The 24731-nt window shown below is 72.8% G+C and carries 25 protein-coding genes; 17 read left to right on the top strand and 8 right to left on the bottom strand.

The window, feature by feature from the left end; genetic code table 11:
* From E1200_RS13980 to E1200_RS13970, 3 genes are all read right to left on the bottom strand, one after another.
* A partial coding sequence (locus tag E1200_RS13980; protein WP_131952383.1) for a 3-carboxyethylcatechol 2,3-dioxygenase occupies positions 1-958 on the bottom strand: 958 nt, incomplete at its 3' end.
* Positions 955-1845, bottom strand: coding sequence for an alpha/beta hydrolase (locus E1200_RS13975; protein ID WP_131952381.1), 891 nt, complete (start codon positions 1843-1845; stop codon positions 955-957). The genes E1200_RS13980 and E1200_RS13975, both read right to left, overlap by 4 nt.
* Positions 1846-1863: 18 nt before the next feature.
* A complete protein-coding gene (locus tag E1200_RS13970; RefSeq protein WP_131952379.1) occupies positions 1864-3756 on the bottom strand; it encodes an FAD-dependent monooxygenase in 1893 nt (630 codons plus the stop codon).
* 278 nt (positions 3757-4034) lie between these two features.
* Here E1200_RS13970 and E1200_RS13965 point away from each other — a divergent pair, with 278 nt between their 5' ends.
* Genes E1200_RS13965 through E1200_RS13955 form a run of 3 tightly spaced genes read left to right on the top strand, consistent with a single transcriptional unit; the run spans position 4035 to position 5932 of the window.
* Positions 4035-5105, top strand: coding sequence for an LLM class flavin-dependent oxidoreductase (locus E1200_RS13965; RefSeq protein WP_131952377.1), 1071 nt, complete (start codon positions 4035-4037; stop codon positions 5103-5105).
* A 24-nt stretch (positions 5106-5129) separates the two neighbouring features.
* The gene (locus E1200_RS13960) at positions 5130-5723 is read left to right on the top strand and encodes an isochorismatase family cysteine hydrolase (RefSeq protein WP_131952375.1); all 594 of its coding nucleotides are present in this window, start codon (positions 5130-5132) and stop codon (positions 5721-5723) included.
* Complete coding sequence (locus E1200_RS13955; RefSeq protein ID WP_131952373.1) at positions 5720-5932, top strand: ferredoxin; 213 nt, start codon at positions 5720-5722, stop codon at positions 5930-5932. The genes E1200_RS13960 and E1200_RS13955 overlap by 4 nt, the downstream gene beginning before the upstream one ends.
* A 3-nt stretch (positions 5933-5935) precedes the next feature.
* Here E1200_RS13955 and E1200_RS13950 read toward each other — a convergent pair whose 3' ends face one another.
* Genes E1200_RS13950 through E1200_RS13940 form a run of 3 tightly spaced genes read right to left on the bottom strand, consistent with a single transcriptional unit; the run spans position 5936 to position 9516 of the window.
* A complete protein-coding gene (locus E1200_RS13950; RefSeq protein WP_131952371.1) occupies positions 5936-6766 on the bottom strand; it encodes an acyl-CoA thioesterase domain-containing protein in 831 nt (276 codons plus the stop codon).
* Positions 6767-6802: 36 nt separating this feature from the next.
* A complete protein-coding gene (locus tag E1200_RS13945) occupies positions 6803-8008 on the bottom strand; it encodes a CoA transferase (RefSeq protein ID WP_131952369.1) in 1206 nt (401 codons plus the stop codon).
* Positions 8005-9516 (bottom strand): aldehyde dehydrogenase family protein, encoded by a 1512-nt coding sequence (locus E1200_RS13940; protein WP_131952368.1) that lies wholly within the window; start codon positions 9514-9516, stop codon positions 8005-8007. The genes E1200_RS13945 and E1200_RS13940 overlap by 4 nt, the downstream gene beginning before the upstream one ends.
* A gap of 223 nt (positions 9517-9739) precedes the next feature.
* Between E1200_RS13940 and E1200_RS13935 the strand changes: the two genes are divergently transcribed.
* Genes E1200_RS13935 through E1200_RS13900 form a run of 8 tightly spaced genes read left to right on the top strand, consistent with a single transcriptional unit; the run spans position 9740 to position 17439 of the window.
* Positions 9740-10606 carry a mycofactocin-coupled SDR family oxidoreductase gene (locus tag E1200_RS13935; RefSeq protein WP_131952366.1) on the top strand — a complete coding sequence of 289 codons (867 nt, stop codon included), beginning with the start codon at positions 9740-9742 and terminating at the stop codon, positions 10604-10606.
* Positions 10603-10845 carry a ferredoxin gene (locus tag E1200_RS13930; protein ID WP_243708544.1) on the top strand — a complete coding sequence of 81 codons (243 nt, stop codon included), beginning with the start codon at positions 10603-10605 and terminating at the stop codon, positions 10843-10845. The genes E1200_RS13935 and E1200_RS13930 overlap by 4 nt, the downstream gene beginning before the upstream one ends.
* A gap of 53 nt (positions 10846-10898) precedes the next feature.
* Positions 10899-12257, top strand: coding sequence for a cytochrome P450 (locus E1200_RS13925; protein WP_131952364.1), 1359 nt, complete (start codon positions 10899-10901; stop codon positions 12255-12257).
* A 32-nt stretch (positions 12258-12289) separates the two neighbouring features.
* Complete coding sequence (locus E1200_RS13920; protein ID WP_131952362.1) at positions 12290-13141, top strand: acyl-CoA dehydrogenase family protein; 852 nt, start codon at positions 12290-12292, stop codon at positions 13139-13141.
* Positions 13138-14286 carry an acyl-CoA dehydrogenase family protein gene (locus E1200_RS13915; protein WP_131952360.1) on the top strand — a complete coding sequence of 383 codons (1149 nt, stop codon included), beginning with the start codon at positions 13138-13140 and terminating at the stop codon, positions 14284-14286. Before E1200_RS13920 ends, E1200_RS13915 begins: the two co-directional genes overlap by 4 nt.
* Positions 14287-14317: 31 nt before the next feature.
* The gene (locus E1200_RS13910; protein ID WP_207933338.1) at positions 14318-15118 is read left to right on the top strand and encodes an enoyl-CoA hydratase; all 801 of its coding nucleotides are present in this window, start codon (positions 14318-14320) and stop codon (positions 15116-15118) included.
* 37 nt (positions 15119-15155) lie between these two features.
* Positions 15156-15974, top strand: a complete 819-nt coding sequence (locus tag E1200_RS13905) for an NAD(P)-dependent oxidoreductase (RefSeq protein ID WP_131952358.1) — start codon at positions 15156-15158, stop codon at positions 15972-15974.
* A 13-nt stretch (positions 15975-15987) separates the two neighbouring features.
* A complete protein-coding gene (locus tag E1200_RS13900) occupies positions 15988-17439 on the top strand; it encodes an AMP-binding protein (RefSeq protein ID WP_207933337.1) in 1452 nt (483 codons plus the stop codon).
* A 32-nt stretch (positions 17440-17471) separates the two neighbouring features.
* On the opposite strand, the gene E1200_RS13895 is transcribed toward E1200_RS13900, so the two are convergent.
* A complete protein-coding gene (locus E1200_RS13895) occupies positions 17472-18155 on the bottom strand; it encodes a TetR/AcrR family transcriptional regulator (protein ID WP_131952356.1) in 684 nt (227 codons plus the stop codon).
* Positions 18156-18380: 225 nt separating this feature from the next.
* Here E1200_RS13895 and E1200_RS13890 point away from each other — a divergent pair, with 225 nt between their 5' ends.
* From E1200_RS13890 to E1200_RS13870, 5 genes are all read left to right on the top strand, one after another.
* Complete coding sequence (locus tag E1200_RS13890; RefSeq protein ID WP_131952355.1) at positions 18381-19685, top strand: amidohydrolase family protein; 1305 nt, start codon at positions 18381-18383, stop codon at positions 19683-19685.
* A gap of 30 nt (positions 19686-19715) precedes the next feature.
* Positions 19716-19910, top strand: a complete 195-nt coding sequence (locus E1200_RS13885; RefSeq protein WP_131952354.1) for a ferredoxin — start codon at positions 19716-19718, stop codon at positions 19908-19910.
* Complete coding sequence (locus tag E1200_RS13880; RefSeq protein WP_207933336.1) at positions 19907-21085, top strand: FAD-dependent oxidoreductase; 1179 nt, start codon at positions 19907-19909, stop codon at positions 21083-21085. Before E1200_RS13885 ends, E1200_RS13880 begins: the two co-directional genes overlap by 4 nt.
* Positions 21086-21165: 80 nt before the next feature.
* A complete protein-coding gene (locus E1200_RS13875) occupies positions 21166-21774 on the top strand; it encodes a TetR/AcrR family transcriptional regulator (RefSeq protein ID WP_131952353.1) in 609 nt (202 codons plus the stop codon).
* A 29-nt stretch (positions 21775-21803) separates the two neighbouring features.
* Positions 21804-22256, top strand: coding sequence for a hypothetical protein (locus tag E1200_RS13870; RefSeq protein WP_131952351.1), 453 nt, complete (start codon positions 21804-21806; stop codon positions 22254-22256).
* A gap of 47 nt (positions 22257-22303) precedes the next feature.
* On the opposite strand, the gene E1200_RS13865 is transcribed toward E1200_RS13870, so the two are convergent.
* Entirely contained in the window at positions 22304-23359 is a 1056-nt protein-coding gene (locus tag E1200_RS13865; protein ID WP_207933335.1) for an amidohydrolase family protein, read from the bottom strand.
* A 174-nt stretch (positions 23360-23533) separates the two neighbouring features.
* On the opposite strand from E1200_RS13865, the gene E1200_RS13860 reads away from it, so the two are divergent.
* A complete protein-coding gene (locus E1200_RS13860; RefSeq protein ID WP_131952347.1) occupies positions 23534-24700 on the top strand; it encodes an SRPBCC family protein in 1167 nt (388 codons plus the stop codon).
* Positions 24701-24731: the final 31 nt, after the last annotated feature.

Here is a 24731-nt window from a genome sequence, read left to right as displayed (position 1 = left end):
GGCGGGGGCGGCACCGACAGGCCGGGGCGGCGGTGGTGACGGCGAAGCCGGCGATGAGCTCCCGGATGGGCCGGTAGTAGCGGTACCGGACGGAGTAGGGGCCGGCGGCGCCGAGCGCGGCGTATCCGGCGATCCACGTGCGGACCTCGTGGGCCGAGTTGCCGGCGGCGCGGGCCATCTCGGCGGGCGTCCAGGAGTCCAGGGGCGTGAGGTCGCCCGAGGCGAGGACGCGCAGCAGCTCCCGGTCCCATTCCGGGGCGAGGTCCTGGATGGCGGCGGTTCCGGCGGCGAAGTCGCGGGCGGTGTCGATGACCCGCTGCTGCCGGGCGGCGCGCGCCTCCGGCGGGAGCGGGACGGCCTGGCCGAGCAGCATCCGGCGCTGCTCGGCGGTGGCGGTGGCGAGGGTCGGCACAGGCGGGTCGTGGGAGAGCCCGCCGGAGGAGATCAGCAGGACCCGCCCGGCCAGCCCGCCGAGGTGCCGGCCGATCGACTCGCCCAGCAGCCGGACCCGCCGCAGCGGGGTGAACGGCGGCGCGACGGAGTTGACGAAGACGGGGACGACCGGCTTGGCGGCGATGTCGCCGTAGACGATCTCCAGCGGCTGGACGGCGCCGTGGTCGACCTGCATGTCGAGCGATACCGCGACATCGATGCCGTCGTCCAGCACGGCTTCGGCGAGGCCGCGGGCGAGGTCCTCGGGCACGTCCAGCCGGCCCGCCCGGCTGCCGTAGTCGCCGATGCTCTCGGCGGCGTACCCGATGCAGAACGGCGGCATGAGCCGGTAGAAGAACCCGTTGTAGTGGTCGGGCGCGATGCTGACGATGAGGTCGGGGTCGAAGTCCCGCACGAAGCGGCGCGCCTCGGCGAAGGCGGCGTCGAGTTCCGCGGTGAGCTCGGCGGGCAGGTCGGCGTGCTCCAGCAGCGGGCTGTGGCTGGTGGCGAGCAGGGCGAGGGTCATGGACGCCCGCCCGTGTCCGCGCGGCCGAGCAGGAAGTCCAGGTGGACCCGGTTGAAGGTCGGGGTGTCCTCGTACTGGGGCCAGTGGCCGCAGTTCTCGATGACCTCCAGCCGCCCGTTCGGCAGCAGGGACGCGATCCGCCGCCCCTCGTCGACGGGGCCGGAGGGGTCCTTGGTGGTCCAGATGACCAGGGCCTCGGCCTCGATCGCGCGCAGGTCGTCGTCGCCGATCATGTTGCGCTTGCGGATCTCCATGTTCTGCAGCGCCATGTTCATCTCGCACGCCTTGAGCCAGCCGGGCTGCTCGAAGATCGCCTGCCGGGTGCGGACGAGGTCGTCGGTGACCATGGACGGGTCGGCCATCAGCCACTCCAGCCGGGCCCTGACCCGCTCCCAGGACGGGTCCTTGGCCGCCTCCATCGACAGCGTGTAGAGGCGTTCCATCACCTTGGGGTTGGCCATGGTGCCGCCCATGGTGTTCAGGACGATCTTCTCGACGCGGTCGGGGTGGTCGATCGCGTAGCGGGCGGTCACCCAGCCGCCGAGGGACTCGCCGCTGAGGTTGGCGCTCCGCACGCCCAGAGTGTCCAGGACGTGGTTGAGCTGGTCCACGTAGTGGGGGATCTCCAGCGGGTGGTCGGGCTTGGTGGAGTAGCCGTGGCCGATGAAGTCGATCGCCCAGACCGAGAAGTGCTCGGCGTGCGCGGCGAGGTTGCGGACGTACGCCTCGGCGTGGCCGGTGATGCCGTGCAGGAACAGCAGGACCGGCTTGGAGTCGTCGCCCGCGTGCAGGTAGCGCGTGCGGTACGGGCCGGCCTGGAGGTAGCCCTGGCTGAACTCCACCTGGGCCAGGTCGCTCCAGACGCTGGTGTAGGGACGGGACGTCATGTGATCCTCCGGGTGGTCTCAGGGCCGGTCGGGCGTGTGCATCGGGACGGCGATGTCGACGGCGCGGGTGCTGTACTGCTGCCGGGCGCCGCCGGGCGGGGCACCGTCGGCGCGCCGCCGGTTCGGGCGGTCGAGGACGGTGCACAGCGCCTGCTCCAGCAGTGCCATGGCCGCGTCGTCGTCCCGCACCTCGGCGTCGTGCCGCCAGGCGATGTAGCCGTCGGGGCGGACGAGCAGCGCGCCCGCCTCGGGCACCTCGCGGACGCGCCGCCAGTAGCCGTAGGGGTCGGCCGTCCCGGGCTCGCCGACGACGACGGTGCGCAGGAACGGCAGGTCGAGCTTCTCGGCGGCGCGCTTCCACGCGGTGCCGCTGAGCCCGGTGAGGACGGTCATCATGCCCTTGCCGGTGACGTCGAGGGTGGAGACGCGGTGGCCGCCGCCGTCCACCAGCCAGGCGTGCGGGATCTTGGCGCCGGGGCGGGTGGTGGCCTGCAGGTACAGCTCGGGGTGCCGGGGCCACTCCTCCTCGCCGGCGGCGGGGTCGGGAATGACGGCGTCGGACGCGTACCGCTGGTTCAGCTCCACGCCGTGCGCGTTGAACTCGGTGTTCTTCAGCTCCAGGCCCTCGTAGAGCCGCTCGCGCAGCGCGCGTCCCTCCGGGGTGTCGGCCTTGAGCCGGGCCAGCCCGGCGGCGACCGGGTCGTCGGCGTCGTGGTCGAACCACTCGCGCAGGCCGGCGTAGTCCTTGCGGGACTGGTTGGCGCGGGCGACGACCTGCGCGCCGACGGGCACCCGCTCGGCGGAGTAGGTCTCCAGCAGGCCGGGGCCGGCGTAGCCCTTCACCGCGTAGGCGATCTTCCAGGCGAGGTTGAACGCGTCCTGCATGGAGGTGTTGGAGCCGAGGCCGCTGCTGGGCGGGTGGCGGTGGACGGCGTCGCCGCCGCAGAACACCCGGCCCCGGGAGTAGCGGGTGGCGTGCTGCTGGTTGACGTACCACAGCGACTTCGTGAGGATCTCGATCTCGATGCCGGGGTCGCCGACGAGGGTGCGGATCTGCTCGGTGACCTTCTCGTCGGCGAGGTCCGGCTCGCCGGCGGCCATGTCGAAGCCCCACCCGGCGATCCACTCCTCCCACGGCCGGATGGCGCGCAGCAGGCCCATCCCGATCTCGCCGAAGCCCGCCTTGGAGTTGAAGACCCAGTACAGGATGCTCGGCCGGTGCGCGGTGTAGCGGGACAGGTCGGCGCGGAACCGGATGTAGGCGGTGCCGGCCCGCGCCAGCTCGCCCTCCAGCGGCAGGCCGAGCTGCTCGACGATGCGTGAGCGGGCGCCGTCGAAGCCGAGCAGGTAGCGGGCCCGCTGGGTGAACTCCCGACCGGTGCGGCCGTCGCGGAGGCGGACGGTGACGCCGTCCTCGTCCTGGACGTGGTCGAGGTACTCGGTGTTGAAGCTGACGATCGCGCCGCGGGTGGCCGCCGCGTCGATCAGCAGCGGCTCCAGGAGCGGCTGCGGCAGGTCCAGCATGGGGGACGGGCTGCCCTGGACGTAGTCGCCGTGGCGCAGGTCGCCGGTGCCCCAGGTCTGCATCCGGATGATCTCCTCGCCCGCCAGGCTGGTGGTGAAGAGGGTGTCGCCCATCCGGTCCCAGGGGGTCGCCCGCGCGCGTGCCTCGTCCTCCAGGCCGAGGTCGCGCAGCACCTCCACGGCCCGCTGGTTGGTGATGTGCGCGCGGGGCCCGTTGGCGACCCAGGGGAAGGCCGTGACCGCGTGCACCCGCACCCCGTAGGTGGCCAGTGCCGCCGCCGCGACGCCGCCGGCCGGCCCGAGGCCGACGACCACGACGTCGGTGTCGAACCCGGAGCCGTCGCCGGGGAACGGCTCGAACAGCGGTGCCGGGAGTTCTGCGTTCATGGGGACCTCGATGGTTCTCGTGGCGGGGCGGCCTCGTGGACGGGCGGCCTGCCGGGGACAGGTACCCGCCTTCAGAACTAGCATTCTAGTTTTCTTCCGCGCAACTCTCTGATACCAAGGAGCGTACCTGCGGATACGCTGGTGGAAACATACGTTGATCACTGACTTCTCGCTAAGGAGACGGTGGGCCGGATGGCGGTGCTGTGTTGACCGTCACATCTGTACTTGGTTCACTGGAACGCTAGTAGGCCAATGACGGCCCGAACTGTAGGAGACACATGGACTTCGTCATCGGCACCTGCGCCAAGATCGATCAGGTCGGCATGGTGCGCCAGGCAGAGGACCTCGGGGTGACGCACTTCGGCGTCGGCGAGGGGCCGCTGCTGTTCAGCGACCCGTACCAGTTCATGGCCCTGGCGGCCACGCAGACGTCCACCATCCAGCTCGGGACGATGGTGACCAACCCGCTCACCCGCATCGCCCCGGTGACCGCCAACTCGATGGCGACCCTCAACGCGATCGCGCCCGGCCGCACCTTCCTCGGCATCGGCACGGCCAACAACGCGCTGCGCTCCATGGGGCACCGCACCGCCACCATGAAGGAGCTCGGCGAGCACGTGCGCGTCTCCCGCGGGCTGCTCGGCGGCGAGCGGGTCTGGCACGACTGGCTCGGCGAGAGCCGCGAACTGGAGTTCCTCGACACCGAGTCCGGCTTCTACAACCCCGGTGACGTGCCGATCTGGATGGCCTGCGGCGGCCCGAAGGGCCTCAAGCTCGCCGGGAGGTACGCCGACGCGGTCATCTACTGCCTCGGCCCGAACCCCGACATGATCAAGCTGATCCGCCGGGAGCTGGACACGGCCGTCGCGGAGGCCGGCCGCCCGCCCGGGTCGGTGAAGCTGATCTCGCTGTCCTGGTTCTACCAGCTCCGCGACGGGGAGACCTGGGAGGACGGCATCACCAACGGGTTCGGTTCCGGCCCGATCAGCTCCTGCATCACCAACTCCGGCCTCATGCGCGAACACGCCGACGAGCTCGGCGAGGACATCGTCGAGGCGTCCACCAGGGCCGCGATGGCCTACCTCGGCGACCCGGACGACCCCGACCAGCCGCACTACCTGGAGGTGTGGGCCAAGTACCTGCGCGGCCTCGACCCGCGGCACCGCCCGATCATCACCAAGCAGCTCGTCGACTACTGGTGCCTGTACGGCTCGCCCGACGACCTGCAGGAGAAGGCCCAGCTGATGCTGGAGTCCGGCGTGGACACGCTCAGCGTGTTCCTGTCCAACCCGTTCACCGCCGAGCGCGACATCGCCGACATCGGCGCGTCCATCATCGCCCGCGCCTGACCAGCCCGACCAGGAGGCATCACCATGGAGCTCAACACCTCCACCACCGCGTTCCTCGCCTGCCACTGGCAGAACGAGATCGTCGGCGCCGACGGGGCCTTCGCCTCCTTCTTCCGCGCCGAGATCGAGCGGCGCGGCGTGATCGGCGTGGCCGAGCGGCTGGTCGCCGGCGCCCGCGGGGCCGGGGTCCCGGTCGCCCACCTGCGCATCGCCTTCCAGGAGGGGCACACCGACCTGGAGCCCAACATCCCGCTCCTCGGCCTGGTCGGCGAGCAGCAGCTCCTGCTCGACGGCACCCCGGCCACCGAGATCATCGGCGAGCTCGCGCCCCGGGAGGACGACTGGGTCCTCACCAACACCAGGGTGAGCCCGTTCGCCCGCAGCGACCTCGACGAGCGCCTGCGCGCGGCCGGTGTCGACACGGTGGTGCTGTTCGGCGTCGCCACGAACATCTCCGTCGAGAGCGCCGGCCGGTACGCCGGCGACCTCGGCTACCGGGTGATCGTGGTGGAGGACGCCTGCGCCGCCGCGACCCGGGAGGCGCACGAGGCGACCATCGCGACCTTCGGCCTCCTCGGCGAGGTGGCGTCGGCGGAGGAGGTCCTGGCCGCGCTGTGACCGGGCCCGCCCACCGCCGGCGGCCCGGCCGGCGCCGCCGCCCGGGCAGCTGTGCGGGCGCCCCGCCGGCCCGGGCCGGGGCGGTGGCGGACGACGGCCACTCCGAGGCGGTGGCCGGCCCGGTCCCCGAGCGGCTCGCCGGGCTCGTGGAACGGGCGGGGAGCCAGTGCCCGGAGCACGCGATCACCGTCGACGCCGGCGTGCGGTGACGGTCACCGCCCGCCGCGGCGGGGGGTGAAGCGCAGCAGCGCCTCCTGGGCGTAGGAGGCGGCCAGCGAACCGTCCGCGGTGAGGACGTCGCCCCGGCCGAAGCAGCGGCCGTGCGCCGTGACCGGGCTGTGCTGGCGGAGCAGCAGCCACGCGTCCGTGCGGAACGGCCGGTGGAACCACACGGTGTGCGAGGTGACGCCGGAGGTGAAGGCCCGGCCCGCGTCGCGCTGGGAGACGCCGTCGACCGGGCGCAGCGCCGTCCCGATGAGGGTGAGGTCGGTCGCGTAGGCGGCCAGGGCGGGCGCCAGCGCGGGCTCGGCCGCCGGGGTGCGCATCCAGAGCTCGAACTCGGCCGCCGCGGCGCCCGGGTCGTCCAGGTCGGCGGCCGACCTCGTCTCGAAGGGCAGCAGGTCGAACCGGACGCCGCGCTCCGGCCCGGGGACGGCGGGGACGGCGGCGGCCGACTGGCGGCCGGGCCCCTCCTCGGGGGTGTGCATCGACACCGAGGCGGTGGCGATGACTCCCGCCCGCTGCCGGGCCGTGATCGCCAGCGTGGCGAACGAGCGGCCCTCGTGATGGCGCTCGACCTCGTACCGGACGGGCTCGGCGGAGTCGCCCGGCCGGGGGAACAGGACGTGCAGCGACTTCACGGCCTTGCGCGGGCAGACCAGGGACGCGGCGCGGACGCACTGCGCGAGCAGCTGCCCGCCGAACAGCCGGTGGTAGGAGAGCGCCTGGTTGCGGCCCTCGAACACCGCCGGCGCGGCGGCGCCGCCGTCCCGCGGGGCGTGCAGGTCGAGGCAGCCGAGCAGGTCCTTCCACAGGTCGGGCACGGGTGCTCCAGGCGGGCTCAAGGCCGGGGTCCCCGGTCAGGAGACGGCGCCGGCGTCCTTCAGGGCGATGATGCGCTCCCAGTCCAGCCCCAGTTCGAGGAGGATCTCCTCGGTCTGGGCGGCGAACTCGGGCGCCGGGCCGAGGGCGGGGGCGGTGACGTCAAACTGGACCGGGCTGGCGGCCAGCTCCAGCTCCCCGGCGCGGACGATGTAGTCGTTGGCCCGCACCTGGGCGTCGTCGCCGACCTGGAGGGAGTCCTGGACGGGGGCCCACGGCCCCGCGAGGGTCGCGAAGCGCTCGGTCCACTCGGCCAGGGTGCGGGCGGCGATCGCCTCGCGGAGGATCTCCACGGCCTCGGCGGTGTTGGCGGCGATCAGCTCGGCGGTCGCGAAGCGGGGGTCGGCGGCCAGCTCCGGCCGGCCGATGTGCTCGCACACGTCCGCCCAGAACTTCGCCGGCTGCAGCATGACCAGGCTCAGGTAGCGGCCGTCGGCGGTGCGGTACAGGCCGGTGAGCGGGTTGTGCGGCGAGCCGTGCGCGCCCAGCGGACCGGCCTCGATCGGCCGCCCGAGCCGCAGTGACACCGCGATCCCGTGCCCCATCGACCAGACGCCGCTGCCGAGCAGGGAGACGTCCACGACGGACGGCTCGCCGGTGCGCTCGCGCTTGAGCAGGGCCGCCGCGATCCCGCCGGCGAGGTTGGTGCCGGAGATGGTGTCGCCGTAGGCGGGACCGGGCGGAGGCACCATGCCCTCGACGCCGGCGGGGGTGAGGCTGGCGGCGGTGGAGCCCCGGGCCCAGAACGCCGTCATGTCGTAGCCGCCGCGCTCGGCCTCGGCCCCGCGCGGGCCGAGGGCGCTGCCGCGCGCGTAGACGATGTCCGGGTTCACCTTGCGGATGTCGTCCACGTCGATGCCGAACCGCTGCCGGGCGCCGGGCAGGAAGCTGGTCAGGAACACGTCCGCGCGCCGCGCGAGGTCGAGCAGGACCTCCATGCCCTCGGGACGCCCCATGTGCAGGCCGATGCTGCGCTTGCCCCGGTTGGCGTGCTCGATGTTGGGGTTCGGGTCGTCCTCGACGACCATGGTGCCGGTGCGGCGCAGCCCGCGCTGCGGGTCGCCGGTGACGGCGTGCTCGACCTTGACGACGTCGGCGCCCCAGTCGGCGAGCACGGCGCCCGCCGACGGGACGAAGCCGTACATCGCGACCTCCAGGACGCGGACGCCTTCGAGGGGCCTCACGCGACCACCGTCGCGAAGGTCTTGGTCTCCAGGAACTCCTCCAGGCCGGCCCTGCCCATCTCGCGGCCGATCCCGGACTGCTTGTAGCCGCCGAACGGCGCGTCGGGGGAGAAGTAGTTGCCGCCGTTGATGCTGAAGGTGCCGCTGCGGATCCGGCGGGCCACGCCGATGGCGCGCTCGTCGCTCGCGCTGAGCACCGCCCCCGACAGGCCGTAGATCGAGTTGTTGGCGATGCGGACGGCGTCGTCCTCGTCCTCGTAGGGGATGACGGCCAGGACGGGCCCGAAGACCTCCTCTTGGGCGATCTCGCTGTCGGGGTCGACGCCTGCGAGCAGGGTGGGGGTGTAGAAGAAGCCCGGATCGACGCGCTTTCCGCCGGTCACCAGCCGGGCGCCGTCCGCGACCGCCCGCTGCACCATGGCGTCCACCTTGTCGCGCTGGCGCTCGCTGATCAGCGGCCCCATGAAGTTCTTCGGATCGGCCGGGTCGCCGTACGGCACGCCGGCCATGACCGCCGCGACCTGCTCGGCGACGGCGTCGTGCTGATCGGCGGGCACGAGCAGCCGGGTGGTGATCGCGCAGCCCTGGCCCGCGTGCGAGCAGACCATGAACCCGGCGAACATCGCGGCGGTGCCGAAGTCGGCGTCGTCGAGCAGGACCATGGCCGACTTGCCGCCCAGTTCGAGGAAGACCTTCTTCACCGTGCGGCCGGCGGCCTCCATGATCTTCCTGCCGGTGGCGGTGGAGCCGGTGAAGGTGACCATGTCGACGTCGGGGTGGGTGCTGAGCACCTCGCCGACCGCGACCTCGGAGGAGGACAGGACGTTGACCACGCCGGGCGGGATGTCGGTGTGCTCGGCGATCAGCTCGCCCAGCGCGAGCGTGATCAGCGGCGTGTCCGGGGCGGCCTTCAGCACGATCGTGCATCCGGCGGCGAGCGCGGGGCCGAGCTTGGCCAGCGCGAGCTGGTTGGGGAAGTTGTAGGCCACGATCGCGGCGACCACGCCCGCGGCCTCCTTCTCCACCCAGCGGCGGTGGCGGCGGCCGCGCGACTCGATCTCGCCCAGCTCCTCGGTCAGCGGGTACTCCGCCAGCAGGTCGGCGTAGTACCGGATGATCTCGATGGCCTCGTCCAGGTGCGGGCCCTGGGTCAGCGGGCGGGGCGCGCCGACCTCGGCGATCGTCAGCTCCCGCAGCTCCTCGCGGTGGTCGCTCAGCGCCTGGTGCAGCTGGTTCAGGCAGCGGATCCGCAGCGGGACGTCCGTCGCCCAGGCCGAGGTGTCGAACGCGCGGCGGGCGGCGGCGACCGCCGCGTCGGCGTCGGCGGGCGCCGCGTCGGGAGCGTCCCCGAGCACCTCGCCGGTGGCGGGGTTCAGCGAGGTGAGCCTGCGTTCGGTGTCCACCAGCCGCCCGTCGATGAGCAGGCGCCGCCCGGCGGCCCGCACGGTGCGGGCCCCGTCCGTCCCGCGGGCGTGCGCGACCCGCGCCGCCGTGTCCTGAGATCCCATCCCGGCCTCCTCCGCTCGTGGTGTGGAAACTACATTCTCCTATTTTGTAAATCAAGATCCCGACTTAGTTCTCAGGTTGGGGCTTCCGCGGGATGGCCTTGCGAGAGTATGGTTCTCGCTCAGGGAAGGGATGTTTCCGTACCGGGCCGCCGCGCCCGGGCTCCCGCCGGAACGCCGCCTAGCTCCCGCCGGCCGTCGGTTGAGACGAGGAAGGACAGCGCGCATGGGACGTGTTCAGGGCAAGGTCGCCTTCATCACCGGTGCGGGACGCGGGCAGGGCCGCAGCCACGCCGTACGCCTGGCGGAGGAGGGCGCCGACGTCATCGCGGTCGACCGGTGCCAGGACTACGCGACGGTCGGCTACGCCATGGCGAGCCCCGACGACCTCAAGGAGACCGCCCGCCTGGTCGAGGAGCAGGGCCGGCGCTGCGTGCCGGTGCAGGCCGACGTCCGCGACGCCGCCGCGCTGCGCGAGGCGCTGGAGCAGGGCATCGCCGAACTCGGCAAGGTCGACGTCGTCGTGGCCCAGGCGGGCATCGCGCCGCTGCGGGGCGAGCCGCCGATGCAGGCGTGGATCGACGTCGTCGACGTCAACCTCATCGGGACGATCAACGCCATCCAGGCCGCCATCCCGCATCTGCGGGAGGGCGCGTCCATCATCGCGACCGGGTCGGCCGCCGCGCTCATGCCCCAGACCATGGGGCAGGGCCAGCAGCCCGGCGCGAACCCCGGTGGCACCGGCTACGCCTACACCAAGCGCGCGCTGGCGGAGTACGTCCACGAGCTGGCGACCAACCTCGCGCCGCGCGGCATCCGCGCCAACGTCGTGCACCCGACGAACTGCAACACCCCCATGCTGCAGAGCGAGCCGATGTACCGCTCGTTCCGGCCCGACCTGGAGAACCCGACCCGCGAGGACGCCGAACCGGCCTTCTACGTCCAGCAGGCGATGAAGGTCCCCTACATCGAGCCCGAGGAGATCAGCAAGGCCGTGGTCTTCCTGGCCTCGGACGAGGCCGGCTTCGTCACCGGCATGCAGATGCGGGTCGACGCCGGCGGCTACCTCCGGTGGCACGGATACCGGGTGTGAGCGGCCGGATGAAGAACACCGACGCGATCGCGACAGGGGAGGACACCGTGAAGGTGCGGGTCGACTCGCAGCGCTGCCAGGGCCACACGCTCTGCTCCATCATCGCCCCCGAGGTCTTCGAGCCCAGTGAGATCGACGGCCACGCGACGGTCATCCGGGAGGACGTCCCGCCCGAGCTGCGGGCGAAGGTCGCCGAGGCCGTCAACACCTGCCCCGAACGGGCCATTTCCACGTTCTAGAGATCACCTGTGGGTCTCGCACCAGCCCCAACCCTGCGGGAGGGACAAGCGCCGTGAGCACGGATGACGTCGTCAACGACGCCGATCGCAAGAAGGCCCGGTACTCGTTCGACAAGCACGCCCCGGACTACCGCGAACGTTTCGACGAGATCACCCAGGAGATGCATGCCGCGTGCCCCATCGCCTGGTCCGACACCCACGGCGGGCACTGGGTCGCCGCCGGGGCCCGCGAGGTGTTCGAGCTCGCCACCCGCGCCGACGTGCTCTCCAACGACCACGACATCCACGGCGAGCGGCGCGGGTACAGGGGCATCTCCATCCCCTCGCCCAAGCGGTCGGGACGCGGCGGCTTCCTGGAGATGGACCCGCCCGAGCAGCGCTACTACCGGCAGGCGCTCAACCCCTACCTGTCCCCGGCCGCGGTGCAGCGCTGGGTCCCGGTGATCGACGAGATCGTGCGGGCCACGCTGGACGAGCGGATCGAGCAGGGGAGCATCGACTTCGTCGAGGACTTCGTCAACATCGTCCCGGCCGTCCTGACGATGGCGATGATGGGCATCCCGCTCAAGAACTGGATCGTCTACAACGAGCCCTCCCACGCCGCGATCTACACGCCGCCGGACTCGCCCGACATGGAGCGGGTCATCGAGATGCACATCGCGATGATGGTCAACCTCGTCGAGCAGATGCAGGAGATCAAGGCGAACCCCCGGCCGGGCCTCGTCGACGCGGTCGTCAACGCCGACATCGGCGGGCAGAAGCCGTCCGACGAGGACGCCCGCGGCGTGCTGGCCCTGCTCATCGGCGGCGGGTTCGACACCACCACGGCGCTAAGCGCGCACGCGCTGGAATGGCTGTCGGAGAACCCGGACGAGCGCGCCCGGCTGAGCCGCGAGCGCGACACCCTGCTCGCCTCGGCGACCGAGGAGTTCCTGCGCTACTTCAACCCGGCCGTCGGCGACGGGCGGACGTTCTCCCAGGACTGCGAGGTCGCCGGCGTGCGCTTCAAGGAGGGCGAGCGGCTGTGGCTGTCATGGGCGATGGCCAACAAGGACCCGTCGGCCTTCCCCGACCCCTTCAAGCTCGACCTGGCCCGCAAGAACAACCGGCACAACAGCTTCGGCCTCGGCATCCACCGCTGCATCGGCTCGAACCTGGCGCGCACGATGTTCAAGCGGATGCTCGTCCAGGTGCTCGACCGGATGCCCGACTACGTGTGCGACCCCGACGGCACCGTCCACTACGACACGGTCGGCGTGATCAACGGCATGCGGCACCTCCCGGCGACCTTCACCCCCGGTGAGCGGCTCGGCCCCGGCCTGGACGAGACCCTCGCCAGGCTGCAGAAGATCTGCGACGAGCAGCAGCTCGCCGCGCCGGTCACGCGCAAGAAGGACCGGGCGAAGCTCTGACGGGCGCCCGGCGTCCGGAAGGGATATCCGACGTGGAGTTCGAGTTCGACGAGGACCAGCGGCTCCTCCAGCGGATGGTCCGCGAGACGGTCGCCCGGTCGCGGTCGCTCCCCGAGGACCGGCTCTGGAAGGAGTACCGGGAGCTCGGCTGGCTGGAGGCCCCGCCCGTGGAGCTCGCCATCGTCCTGGAGGAGCTCGCCTACGCCGCCGACCCGACGCCCTTCCTCGCCACGGCGACCTGGTTCGCGCCGCTCGCCGGCCGGCTCCCCGAGGGGTCGGGCACGGGGGTGTGCGACGGGACCGGGCGGTACGTCCTGGACGCCGACCGCGCCGACGAGATCGCGCTGCTGACCCGGGACGGCGTGACCGTGGTGAAGGGCGCCGACGTCCGGGCCCGGCGCGCCGCCACGTTCGCCGAAGCCCTGCACCTGGCGCACGTGGACGCGCCCGGCCTGGTGGCCGGCGTCCCGGACCTGACGCTGACGGGCCTGGCGATCTCCGCGGTCGGCAGCTGCCGGCGCATCCTGGACCTGGCCGTCGAGCACGTGAAGCAGCGGGTCCAGTTCGGCGTCCCGATCGGCTCGTTCCAGGCCGTCAAGCACCGGGCCGCCGACATGCACGTGGCGATCGAGCGGGCCCGGGTGCTGGCCTACTTCGCGGCCCTCACCATCGCCGAGGACGACCCGCGCCGCGGCCGGGCCGCCGCGATGGCCAAGGCCGCCGCGGGGGAGTGCCAGCGGGTCGTGTTCGCCGGCGGCCTGCAGCTCTTCGGCGCGATGGGCTTCACCTGGGAGCACGAGCTGCAGGTCCACCTCAAGCGGGCGAAGGCGTGCGACCTGCTGCTCGGCACGGCATCGGTGCACAGAAGGGCGCTGCTCTCATGAGACTGGCCGCCGACCCCGGGCTGGAGCGCTTCCGCGCCGAGTTCGCCGCCTTCCTCGACGCGCACCTGCCGGCCGAGGCCGAGGCCGCCGACCGGCCGCGGTCCAGCGCGGACGTGCCGCAATGGGCCCGCCGCTGGCAGCGCACCCTGTTCGACGCGGGCTGGCTGCTGCCCGGCAACCCGCCCGAGTACGGCGGGCGGAACGCGACCCTGCCGCAGCAGCTCGCCCACCTGGAGGAGCTGTCGCGGCGCCGCATCTACCACAGCTTCAACCCGCAGGGCCTCGGCATCATCGCGGCCTCGATCCTCAGCTTCGGGACCGAGGAGCAGAAGCGGCGGTGGGCCGTCCCGATCCTGCGCGCGGAGATCACCGCCGCGCTCGGCATGAGCGAGCCGGGCGCCGGGTCCGACCTGGCCGGGCTGCGCACCCGCGCGACGCTCGACGGCGACCACTTCGTGGTGGACGGGCAGAAGGTGTGGACCTCCGGGGCGCACCACGCGGACGTCCTGCTGACGTTCGTGCGCACCGACCCCGCCGCCCCCAAGCACAAGGGCATCAGCGTCCTGCTCGTCCCGACCGGTATCGAGGGGGTCGCCCGGCGGCCGTTCGCCTCGATCGTCGGCGAGGACGACGTCGACTTCAACGAGGTGTTCTTCACCGGCGCGCGGGTGCCGCGCGAGAACCTGGTCGGCCCGCTCAACGGCGGCTGGCGCGTGGCCCACGGGTCGCTCGGGCACGAGCGGAACCTGCTGTGGCTGAGCTTCGCCGAGCGGATGGAGGACCTGATCCGGGACGCGCCGAGCGGCGCCGAGTGGTACGCGACGCTGCAGATGGACCTGCAGGCCCTCCGCCTGCTCGGGTACCGGCAGCTCGGCGGCGGCCGCGACCCCGCCGAGCTCTCGGTGCTCAAGCTGCTCGGCTCCGAGGCCGTGCAGGCCGCCGCCCTGCACGCCTTCGAGGAGCACGGGCCGGACGCGCTCGCCCATCCCGCGCGCACCGCCCCCTACAACCACATGAACCTGGAGGTCTTCACCTCCAGCTGGTTCGACCGGTACGTGCGCAGCTTCGCCGGGACGATCGCCGGCGGCACGTCGGAGATCCAGCGCAACATCATCGCCGAGCGCATCCTCGGACTGCCCAGATGAGCCCGGCCCGCCAACCCGCTGAGGAGAGCCGGTGGAGCACAAGGACCAGATCCTGTACGAGGCCGGGGACGGGGTGGCGGTCATCACGCTGAACCGCCCCGAGGCGGCCAACGCGCAGAGCATGTCGCTGCTGGACGATCTCGACGCCGCGTGGTCGCGGGCCGAGGCCGATGACGACGTGCGGGTCATCGTGCTGAAGGCCAACGGCAGGCACTTCTCGGCGGGGCACGACCTGAAGGGCGGCGGCCCCGTCCCGGACAAGATCACCCTGGAGCACGTCTACGGCGTGGAGGCGCGCCGCTACCTGGGCTACTCGCTGCGGTGGCGCAACGTCCCGAAGCCGTCGATCGCGGCGGTGCAGGGCAAGTGCATCGCGGGCGGGCTGATGCTGTGCTGGCCGTGCGATCTGATCGTGGCGGCGGAGAACGCGCAGTTCTCCGACCCGGTGGTGCACATGGGCATCGGGGGCGTGGAGTACCACGGGCACACCTGGGAGCTCGGGCCGCGCAAGGCCAAGGAGATCCTGTTCACCGGCCGGCCCGTCACCGCCGAGGAGGCCGAGAAGGCCGGCATGGTCAACCGCGTCGTCCCCTTGGACGAGCTGGAGGCGACTGCGATGGAACTGGCCGGGCAGATCGCGCGGATGCACCCCTTCGCACTGCGGCAGGCCAAGCGCGCCGTCAACCAGACCCTCGACGTCCAAGGCTTCTACGCCGCCGTCCAGTCGGTCTTCGACACCCATCAGACCGGGCACGGCAATGCGTTCAGCGTCGCCGGGTTCCCCGTCCTCATGCGGTACGACGAGCTCAAGGGCAAGATCAGCGGCGGCTGAGCCGCGCGAACCGGACCTACGGAGCAGGAGGCCGCTGATGCGGGTGGGGTTCATCGGACTGGGCAGCCAGGGCGCGCCCATGGCGCGCCGGATCGTCGACGCGGGCTTCCCGACCACGCTGTGGGCGCGGCGCCCGGCGTCGCTGGAGCCGTTCGCCGCGACGCCCGCCAAGGTCGCCGGCACACCCGCAGAGCTGGCGGCGGCCAGCGACGTGGTCTGCGTCTGCGTCGTGAACGACGACGACGTGGCGGAGGTCGTCCGCGGCGAGGACGGCGTGCTGGCGGGCATGGCGGAGGGCGGGGTGATCGCGGTGCACAGCACCGTGCACCCCGACACGTGCCGCGGGCTGGCGGACGCCGCCGCAGCCCGGGGCGTCGCCGTGGTGGACGCGCCGGTGAGCGGCGGCGGCCCGGCGGCGGAGGAGGGGCGCCTGCTCGTCATGGCCGGCGGCGACCCGGCCGCGGTCGAGACGTGCCGGCCGGTCTTCGCCGCCCACGCCGACCCGGTCGTGCACCTGGGCCCGCTCGGGTCCGGGCAGGTCGCCAAGCTGCTCAACAACGTGCTGTTCACCGCGAACCTCGCGACGTCCGCGGGGGCGGTGGCGCTCGGCGAGTCGCTGGGCGTCGACGCCGCCCGGCTCGCCGGCGTCCTGTCGCACGGCAGCGGGAACAGCTTCGCGCTCGGCAGCATCGCCCGCGCCGGCGGCACCCTGGAGCACCTGGCCGCCCTCGCCGGGCCGCTGCTGCAGAAGGACGCCCGGCTCGTGGCCGCCCTGGCGGAGGCCGCCGGAGCGGCGCCGGGTACGGTGTTGGCCGCCGCCGACGCGGCGTTGGCGCTGATGGAGCACCCCCGCTGACGGAGCGTTCACCTTGAACATCGCGATGACCCTGGAGATGGCGGTCTCGGCCGGGGACCGGACGGCGGTGACGGCGGACGGCCGCTCGCTGAAGGCGTCCGAGGTCCTCACCCTCGCGGGCGCCGCCGCCCGGCGCTTCCGGGGCCACCCGGCCGTGCTCTCCCTGGCGCCCAACCACCTGGCGTACCCGGTGGCGCTGTTCGGCGCGGCGCTCGCCGGCGTCCCGTTCGTCCCCCTCAACTACCGGCTCGGCGACCGGCAGCTCACCGGGCTGCTGGAGCGGCATCCGGGCGCCCTGGTCCTGCGCCCCGGCGACCTCGACGAGCTGGTCGATCCGGCGGCGGCGGCCGACGCGGACCCGGAGCCGCCGGCCGCGCCGGCGGACGGCGACGCCGTAGCGGTGATCCTGTATACCAGCGGCACGACGTCGGAGCCGAAGCCCGCGGTGCTGCGGCACCGGCACCTGATGGCGTACATCCTCAACACGCTGGAGTTCGGCTCGGCGGACGAGGACGAGGCGGCGCTGGTCGCCGTCCCGCCGTACCACATCGCGGGCCTGGCGAACCTGCTGACGAACGTCTACACCGGCCGCCGGGTCGTCTACCTGGCGGCGTTCGACCCGGCGGAGTGGCTGGCGACGGTCCGGCGGGAGCGCATCACCCACTCGCTGGTGGTGCCCACGATGCTGGCGCGGATCGTCGCCGAGGTGTCCGGCGGCGACGCCGGGACGCCGACGCTGCGCACCCTGGCCTACGGGGGCGCCCGGACGCCGCTGCCCGTCCTCGAACGCGCCCTGGAGATCTTCCCGGAGACCGGTTTCGTCAACGCGTACGGGCTGACGGAGACCGCCTCGTCGGTGACCGTCCTCGGCCCCCGCGACCACCGCGCCGCCCTCGCCTCGGCCGATCCGGCGGAGCGGGCCCGGCTCGGGTCGGTCGGCCGGGCGCTGCCCGGGGTGGAGCTGCAGATCCGCGGCGCCGACGGCGAGCCCGCCGCGCCGGGCGAGACCGGGCTGGTGTTCGTGCGGGGCGACCAGGTCGCCGGCGAGTACGGCGGCCGGACAGCCCTGGACGCGGACGGCTGGTTCGCCACCCGCGACCGGGGGCGGCTGGACGCGGCCGGCTACCTGTTCGTCGAGGGCCGGGCCGACGACACGATCATCCGGGGCGGCGAGAACATCGCGCCCGCCGAGATCGAGGACGTCCTGCTGGCGCACCCGGCGGTAGCGGAGGCGGCGGTGCTGGGCGTCCCCGACACCGAGTGGGGGCAGCGGATCGTCGCCGTCGTCGTGGGCACCGGCGGACCGGCCCCGGACCCGGAGGACGTCCGGCGGTGGGTGCGGGAGCGGCTGCGCTCCGCCAAGACCCCCGACACCGTCGTGTTCCGGAGCGAGCTGCCGAAGACCGACACCGGGAAGCTGCTGCGCCGCGCGCTGCTGCGGGAGTTCGAGGCCCCGCACTCCTGACGGGTCGGTCCTGGCGGGCCGGTCCCGGCGGATCAGTCCTGACGGACCTGCCCGGCGATCCCCGCGACGCAGAAGTCCCAGAGCTCGTCGGCGGTGAGCGGGTGGGCGTTCTCCCCGGACGCGGAGTGCGACCGGGCGATGAACATGGTCGTCTGCATGACCAGCGCGGCCGCGCGCCTGGGCCGGACGCCGGGGCGCAGCCGGCCGGCGTCCTCCATCCCGGCCAGCAGCTCGGTGAACAGCGCGAGCAGCGGCGCGTGCGCGATCGCGACCTCGTTCGGGTGCGACATCATCAGCTGCGGGGCGAACTCGCTGAACAGCGGGTGCTCGGTGGACGGGTCGGGCCGCGACAGCTCGAACAGCAGCCGCACGGCGATCCGGAGCCGCTCGCGCGGGTCGGCGGGGCCGGCGGCGGCGGTGCGGATCTGGTCGGTGGAGCGGCGCAGCGCGTCCTCGAACAGGGCGAGCAGCAGCTCGTGCTTGCCGTCGAAGTGCTGGTAGAAGCTGCGCAGCGACTGCCGGGACCGGTCGACGACCTCCTGCACGGTGAAGTCGGTGGTGCCCTTCTCCGTGATGATCGCCTGCGCGGCGTCCAGGAAGCGCTGGACCTTCTGCTCGGCGCGCAGCTTCACCGCCCGCGTCGACCGCTCGACGGCGCGCCGCTTCCAGACGGGCTCCTCGTTCGGGGCCGTCGCGGCCAGGTCGTTCTGGGTCACATCAAAACCTCACCGCCGGACGCCCGGTGCGCACCCGGCTCTTGATCGCGTCTCGTGGACGATCGCGAGATGTCTGTTCACCTTGTCGAAGAATGATATCCCCTCGTTTAGCCGGTCGATGCGCGAAGCGTTACCTCGCACCGTTCGCAAGTTGTGAATGCTTGATTCTCACCGAGCGAGAAGATAGTTTCCTTACCGTCGGGTCCCGGACTCTAGGAGACGGTCATGCAGAAGGACGACCTGATTCTGATCAGCGTCGACGACCACATCGTCGAGCCGCCGGACATGTTCGTGAACCACCTGCCGGAGCGGTACCGGGCCGAGGCGCCCCGGCTGGTGCACCGCGACGACGGCACCGACGTGTGGACGTTCCGGGGCGCGGTGATGCCCAACGTCGCGCTGAACGCGGTCGCGGGGCGGCCGAAGGAGGAGTACGGGCTGGAGCCCCAGGGCCTGGACGAGATCCGCCCCGGCTGCTACGACGTGCACGAGCGCGTGAAGGACATGAACGCGGGCGGGATCCTGGCGTCGATGAACTTCCCGTCCTTCCCCGGCTTCGCCGCGCGGCTGTTCGCCACCGAGGACTCCGACTTCTCGATGGCGCTGGTGCGGGCCTACAACGACTGGCACATCGACGAGTGGTGCGCCGCCTACCCGGGGCGGTTCATCCCGATGGCGCTGCCGGCGATCTGGGATCCGGAGCTGTGCGCCGAGGAGGTCCGCCGGGTCGCCGCCAAGGGCTGCCATTCGCTGACCTTCACCGAGAACCCCGCCGCGATGGGCTACCCGAGCTTCCACAGCGAGCACTGGGACCCGCTCTGGCGGGCGCTGTGCGACACCGGGACCGTGCTGAACGTGCACATCGGGTCGTCGGGGCGGCTGGCGGTGCCGGCGGCCGACGGCCCGCCGGACGTGATGATCACCCTGCAGCCGATGAACATCGTGTCGGCCGCGGCGGACCTGCTGTGGTCCCGGGTCATCAAGAACTTCCCCGACATCCGCATCGCGCTGTCGGAGGGCGGCACCGGATGGATCCCCTACTTCCTGGAGCGGGTGGACCGCACGTTCGAGATGCACGCGACCTGGACGCTGCAGGACTTCGGCGGCCGGCTGCCCAGCGAGGTGTTCCGCGAGCACTTCCTGACCTGCTTCATCAGCGACCCGCTCGGGGTGCGGCTGCGGCACGACATCGGGATCGACAACATCTGCTGGGAGGCCGACTACCCGCACAGCGACTCGATGTGGCCGAACGCCCCCGAGGAGCTGCACGAGGTCCTGGAGCGCGAGTCGGTGCCCGACGAGGACACCCGCAAGATGACCCACGAGAACGCGATGCGCTGGTACTCCTTCGACCCGTTCGCCCACGTCCCGCGCGAGCAGGCCACGGTCGGGGCGCTGCGCGGGGCGGCCGAGGGCCACGACGTGTCGATCCGCTCCCGCAGCCACCAGATCATCGAACCCGCCGAGAAGCTCAAGGCCTACCACGCCCGCGCGCAGGCCGCCGTGGCGGCCGCCGTGGCGAACTCCTGACGGCCGACGCTTCATGAGGGTGAGCGCTTGATGAAGGTGAGCGTCGACCGGGACGTCTGCATCGCCGCCGGGCAGTGCGCCATCACCTCCCCGGAGGTGTTCGGCCAGCGCGACGAGGACGGCCTGGTCGAGCTGCTGCTGCGGGAGCCGCCCGCGGAACTGGCCGCCGGGGTGCGGCTGGCCGTGTCGCTGTGCCCCTCGCGGGCCATCACGGTCCGGGAGTGACGCCCGTGCCCGCGCGGATCGTGATCGTCGGCGCCTCGGCCGCGGGCCTGACCGCCGCGGAGGCGCTGCGCGAGAAGGGGTACGACGGGGCGCTGACGCTGGTCGGGGACGAGCCGCACCGCCCCTACGACCGGCCGCCGCTGTCCAAGCAGATCCTCACCGGCGCCTGGGAGCCGAGGCGGGCGGAACTGCGCGACGCGGAGGCGCTCGACGGGCTCGGCGCGCAGTGGCTCCTCGGGCGGCGGGCGACCGGCCTCGACACCGCCGGGCGCACGGTCCGGCTGGACGGCGGCGACCGCCTGCCCTACGACGCCCTGGTGATCGCCACCGGCGCGGCGCCCCGCCGCCTGCCCGGCGGCGACCTCGCCGGCGTGCACCACCTGCGCACCCTCGACGACGCGCTCCGCCTCCGCGGGCGGCTGCTCGCCGGGCCGCGGACGGTCGTCGTCGGGGCCGGCTTCCTCGGCTGCGAGGTGACCGCGGCGGCCCGCCGGATGGGCGTGCGGGTCACGCTGGTCGACCCCCTGCCCGTCCCGATGCAGCGGCAGTTCGGCCCCCGGATCGGGGAACTGGTCGGCCGGCTGCACCGCGACCACGGCGCGGAGCTGCGGACCGGCGTCGGCGTCTCCCGGTTCGTCACGGCCGCGGGCCGGGTGGCCGCCGTCGAGCTGGCGGACGGCTCGCGGCTGCCCGCCGACCTCGTCGTCGTCGCGGTGGGGGCCGCCCCGGCGACCGGCTGGCTGGCGGGCTCGGGCCTGCCGCTCGGCGACGGGGTGGAGTGCGACGCCCACTGCCGGGCGGCCCCCGGGGTGTACGCCGCCGGGGACGCCGCCTCCTGGCACCACCCCCGCTTCGGCGTGCGGATGCGCGTGGAGCACCGGCAGAACGCCACCGAGCAGGGCAGGGCCGTGGCGGCGGAGATCCTCGGCGAGCGACGCTCGTTCGACTCCGTGCCGTACTTCTGGACCGACCAGTACGACACCCGCATCCAGGCGTACGGCGTCTTCCCGCCGGACGCCGAGCCGGCCGTCCTGTCCGGGGACCCCGCCGGCCGGAAATTCGTCGCCGCCTACCGGCGGGACGGCAGGGTCGTCGGGGTGCTCGGCTGGAACGACCCGCGCGGACTCGTCGCGCGGCGCAAGATGGTCCTTGCCGAGACCTCCACGCCGCTGTAAGCAAAGGGGTGAGGGTGACCCTTGTCACACCCCCGCCGTCGACCTACCATGCATTCAGTAGGTTTTCGGAAGGGGGCCGCGTGTCCGCTCAACGGCCGTACGCCGCGCTCCTCGCGAAGGGCGAGGACCGCCGGCAGCGGATCCTGGCGGTGGCGCAGCGCCTGCTGACCCGGCACGGGTCGCGCGGCACCACGCTCGGCCGGATCGCCCGCGAGGCCGGGGTCACCCCGGCGGGCCTGCTGCACCACTTCGAGTCGAAGGAGAAACTGCTCCACGCGGTCCTGGACGCCCGCGACAGCTACGACGCCGAGAACACCGACGCCTTCGGCGACGTCGTGACGGAGCTGCGCAAGTACGCCGAGCGGCTCCAGCACAACCCCGAGCTGATCGGGATGTACGTTGTGCTGCTCGCGGAGAGCCTCGCCCCCGGGGCGCCGCTGCACGACCGGTTCCTCGACCGCTACCGGTTCTCGCTGCACGTCGTCGCGGGGAGCATCCGGCGCGGCCAGCGCGACGGCCGGTACCGCACCGATCTGGACCCGGCCGTCAAGGCCGTGGAGATCATGGCGTTCCTCAACGGGATAGAGACATCATGGCTGCTCGACCCTTCGATTCCGCTGGCCGAGGCGTGCAGGGAGTACACCGACTCGCTCGCCCGGCGGCTCGCCGCGCCGTCCGGCGCACGCTGAGGCCCCGGCTGGTCGTGGTCACGCCGAGCGTGACCGAGGTGGTGCGGTTCACCGGCGGCTGGCTGTTCGACCAGGGGATGGCCGGCTGGGACGTCACGGTGCTGCGGTCCGACCACGCCGACCCGCGGCCGCTGCGGATCCTCGGGGCCCGCGTGGCGAGCCTGGAGCCGGTGCTCGCCGCGCCGGTCCGGGGCCCGCGGTCGCAGGCCGTCGCCGTCCACGCGGAGCTGTACGACTCCGATCCCCGGGTGCGGCGGATGGTGCACGACGCCGTCGACGACATGGACCGGGTGTGGACCTGGGGGCACCCGCCGCCGGCGGAGCCGGGCGAGGGGGCGGGCGCGGTGCGGCACCGGCTCAGCCTGGCGGCGCGGGCGTTCAAGGCGCAGGCGCTCGCCGCGGCCGCCGCCCCGGACGCCGGGGAGGGGACCACCGAGCTGCTGCGCGGGGTCGCGCTGCTCCGCTCGTCCAACGGCACCTGACGGGCGGGCCGCCGCGGAGCCGGCAGAGCTTCAGAGCCCTCAGCGCCTCAGAGCCGGTACAGCGCGCGGGCGTTCTCGCCGAGGATCTTGGCGCGCACCTCGTCCGACAGCCCGGCCATCTTCCCCTCCACGGAGGCGAGCGGGTCCGGGTACAGGCAGGTGGGGTGCGGGAAGTCGGTCTCGAACATGACCGAGTCCTCGCCGACCGCGTCGATGAGCGCGGGCAGCCGGTCCCGGTTCGACTCGAACCAGTACGTCGCGTAGAGGTTGCTGCGGAAGTACTCCGACGGCGCCTTCTTGAGCTTCGCTATGTCGCCGGGCGCGTTCTCGGCCATCTCGTAGTCGAGCGCTTCGAGGATGAAGGGGATCCACCCGCAGCCGCTCTCCACCGAAACGATCTTCAGGTCGGGGTGCCGGTCGAACATGCCGGAGACGATCACGTTGGCCACGACCCGCGCGTTGCCGATGAACAGCAGCGTGCCGCCGAGCGCGAGCTTGGTGTCGGGGGAGTGCGAAGGCCAGGCGTACTTGCCGTAGAACGTCATCGCGGTGACGCTCGCGCCGATGTGGAAGTGCACCGGGAGCCGCAGCTCGGTGCACGCCTCCCAGAACGGATCCCAGGCGCGGTCGGCGAGGTCGGGGCCGCCGAGGTCCTGCGGGTCGGAGGTCATGTTGATGCCGCGCGCCCCGAGCGCGCCGACGCGGCGGGCCTCGGCGACGCACGCGGCGACGTCCCAGGCGGGCATGAGCGGCAGCGGCAGCAGCCGGTCGCCGGACTCCTCCTGGATCTGCGCCTGCCGGTCGTTGTAGAGCTCGATCGTCCGCCGGCCGAGGTCGCGGTCGCTCGCCGCGCTGAAGCCCTGGCCGCCGAGGCCGATCGTGCTGGGGAAGACGACCTGCGCGTCGATGCCGGACTCGTCCATCACCTGCAGGCGGACCTCCGGGTCCCACGCTCCGCGGTGGATCTCCTCGTGGTCCCAGTGGTGCAGCGCGAGGTCGGCGGCCGCCTTTGAGCCGTCGCGCGCGACGACGCCGCCGGCGCTGAAGCGCCCCATCGGCCGGCCGTCGAAGACCCACATCTTCTGGCCGTCTACCTCCTCCACCCTGGGCACCCGGTCGCGGATGGAGGCCGGCGCGATGCTCGTGAAGAGGTCCGGGTGCTCGCACCAGTGAGAATCCGCATCTACCACAAAGCTTGTCTTCTGCATAATGGTGAGAATACGGTTCTCGTATCGAGAAGAGCAAGCATTCACTCTCATGGATAGCCGGAGCCAGCCGTGGACAAGGAAGCCCTGGACCGCAGCCTCGCCCGCCGGTTGCTCGACCACATCGAGCACCGCACGACCGACCTCGCCGCCGGGGTGCTGGAACTGCCGACCGGGGGCTACTCGCCGGAGAGCCACGCCGAGGAGGTCGAGGTCCTGTTCCGCGACCGGCCGCTGGTCCTCTGCCTGTCGGGCGCGCTGCCGGAGCCGGGGACCTACTGGACCGTCGACCTGTGCGGCGTCCCGGTCCTGCTCACCCGGGACGCCGGGGGGCGGGTGCGGGCGATGGCGAACGCCTGCCGGCACCGCGGGGTGCGGGTCGCCGACGGCGCGGGCAGGGCCAAGCGGCTCACCTGCCCCTTCCACGGCTGGACCTACGACCTCGCCGGCCGCCTCGACCGCGTCCCGTTCGGCGAGGCGTTCGAGGGGATGTGCCTGGCGGACAAGGGGCTGGTCGAGCTGCCCGTCGCGGAGGGCTACGGGCTGGTCATCGGCCGGCTCCGGCCGGGGCCCGTCCCCGACGTCGACGACTACCTCGGACCGGAGCTCGCGGGCGAGCTCGCCATGCTCGGCTTCGCCGACTGGGAGCCGCACGGCGAGCCGCACGTCCACCGGGTCGCCGCCAATTGGAAGGTCACGCTGGACACCTTCCGGGAAAACTACCACTTCAACGTCCTGCACCGGCGGACGCTGGCGACCTACGCCCACGGCGGCGTGCTGACCTTCGACGCGCTCGGCCCGCACCTGCGCAACTGCTCGGCGCTGCGGTCGATCGACGAGCTGCGGGACGTGCCGGAGGAGGACTGGGGCGACGTCAGCCGGCACTTCAGCTACCAGTACGCGCTCTTCCCCAACACCAGCCTCACCCTGGACAGCCGGCACATCGAGCTCTGGCAGATCCTGCCGGTCGACGCGGCGTCGTCCGAGGTCGTCCACACGGCGTACCTGCGGCCCGGCCTGAGCGAGGAGGAGCGGGCGAAGGCCGTGGAGATGGCGCCGTGGATCTGCGAGACCGTCGTGGACGGCGAGGACTTCTGGGTCGCGGCCCGCACGGAGCCCGGCGTCCGGAGCGGCCTGCTGGACACGGTCGTGTTCGGGCGCAACGAGCCCGCCCCGCAGCACCTGCACCGGGGGTTCGCCGCCGCCCTCCGGGCCGCCCGAGAGCGCCGACCGGAATGAGGGGGCCGGAATGAGGGGGCCGGAATGAGGG

The sequence above is a fragment of the Actinomadura sp. GC306 genome (genome assembly GCF_004348665.1).
Classification (GTDB): Bacteria; Actinomycetota; Actinomycetes; order Streptosporangiales; family Streptosporangiaceae; genus Spirillospora.
The sequence above is the reverse complement of the archived record's forward strand: the minus strand, read 5'-3'. Positions and strand labels throughout refer to the sequence as shown.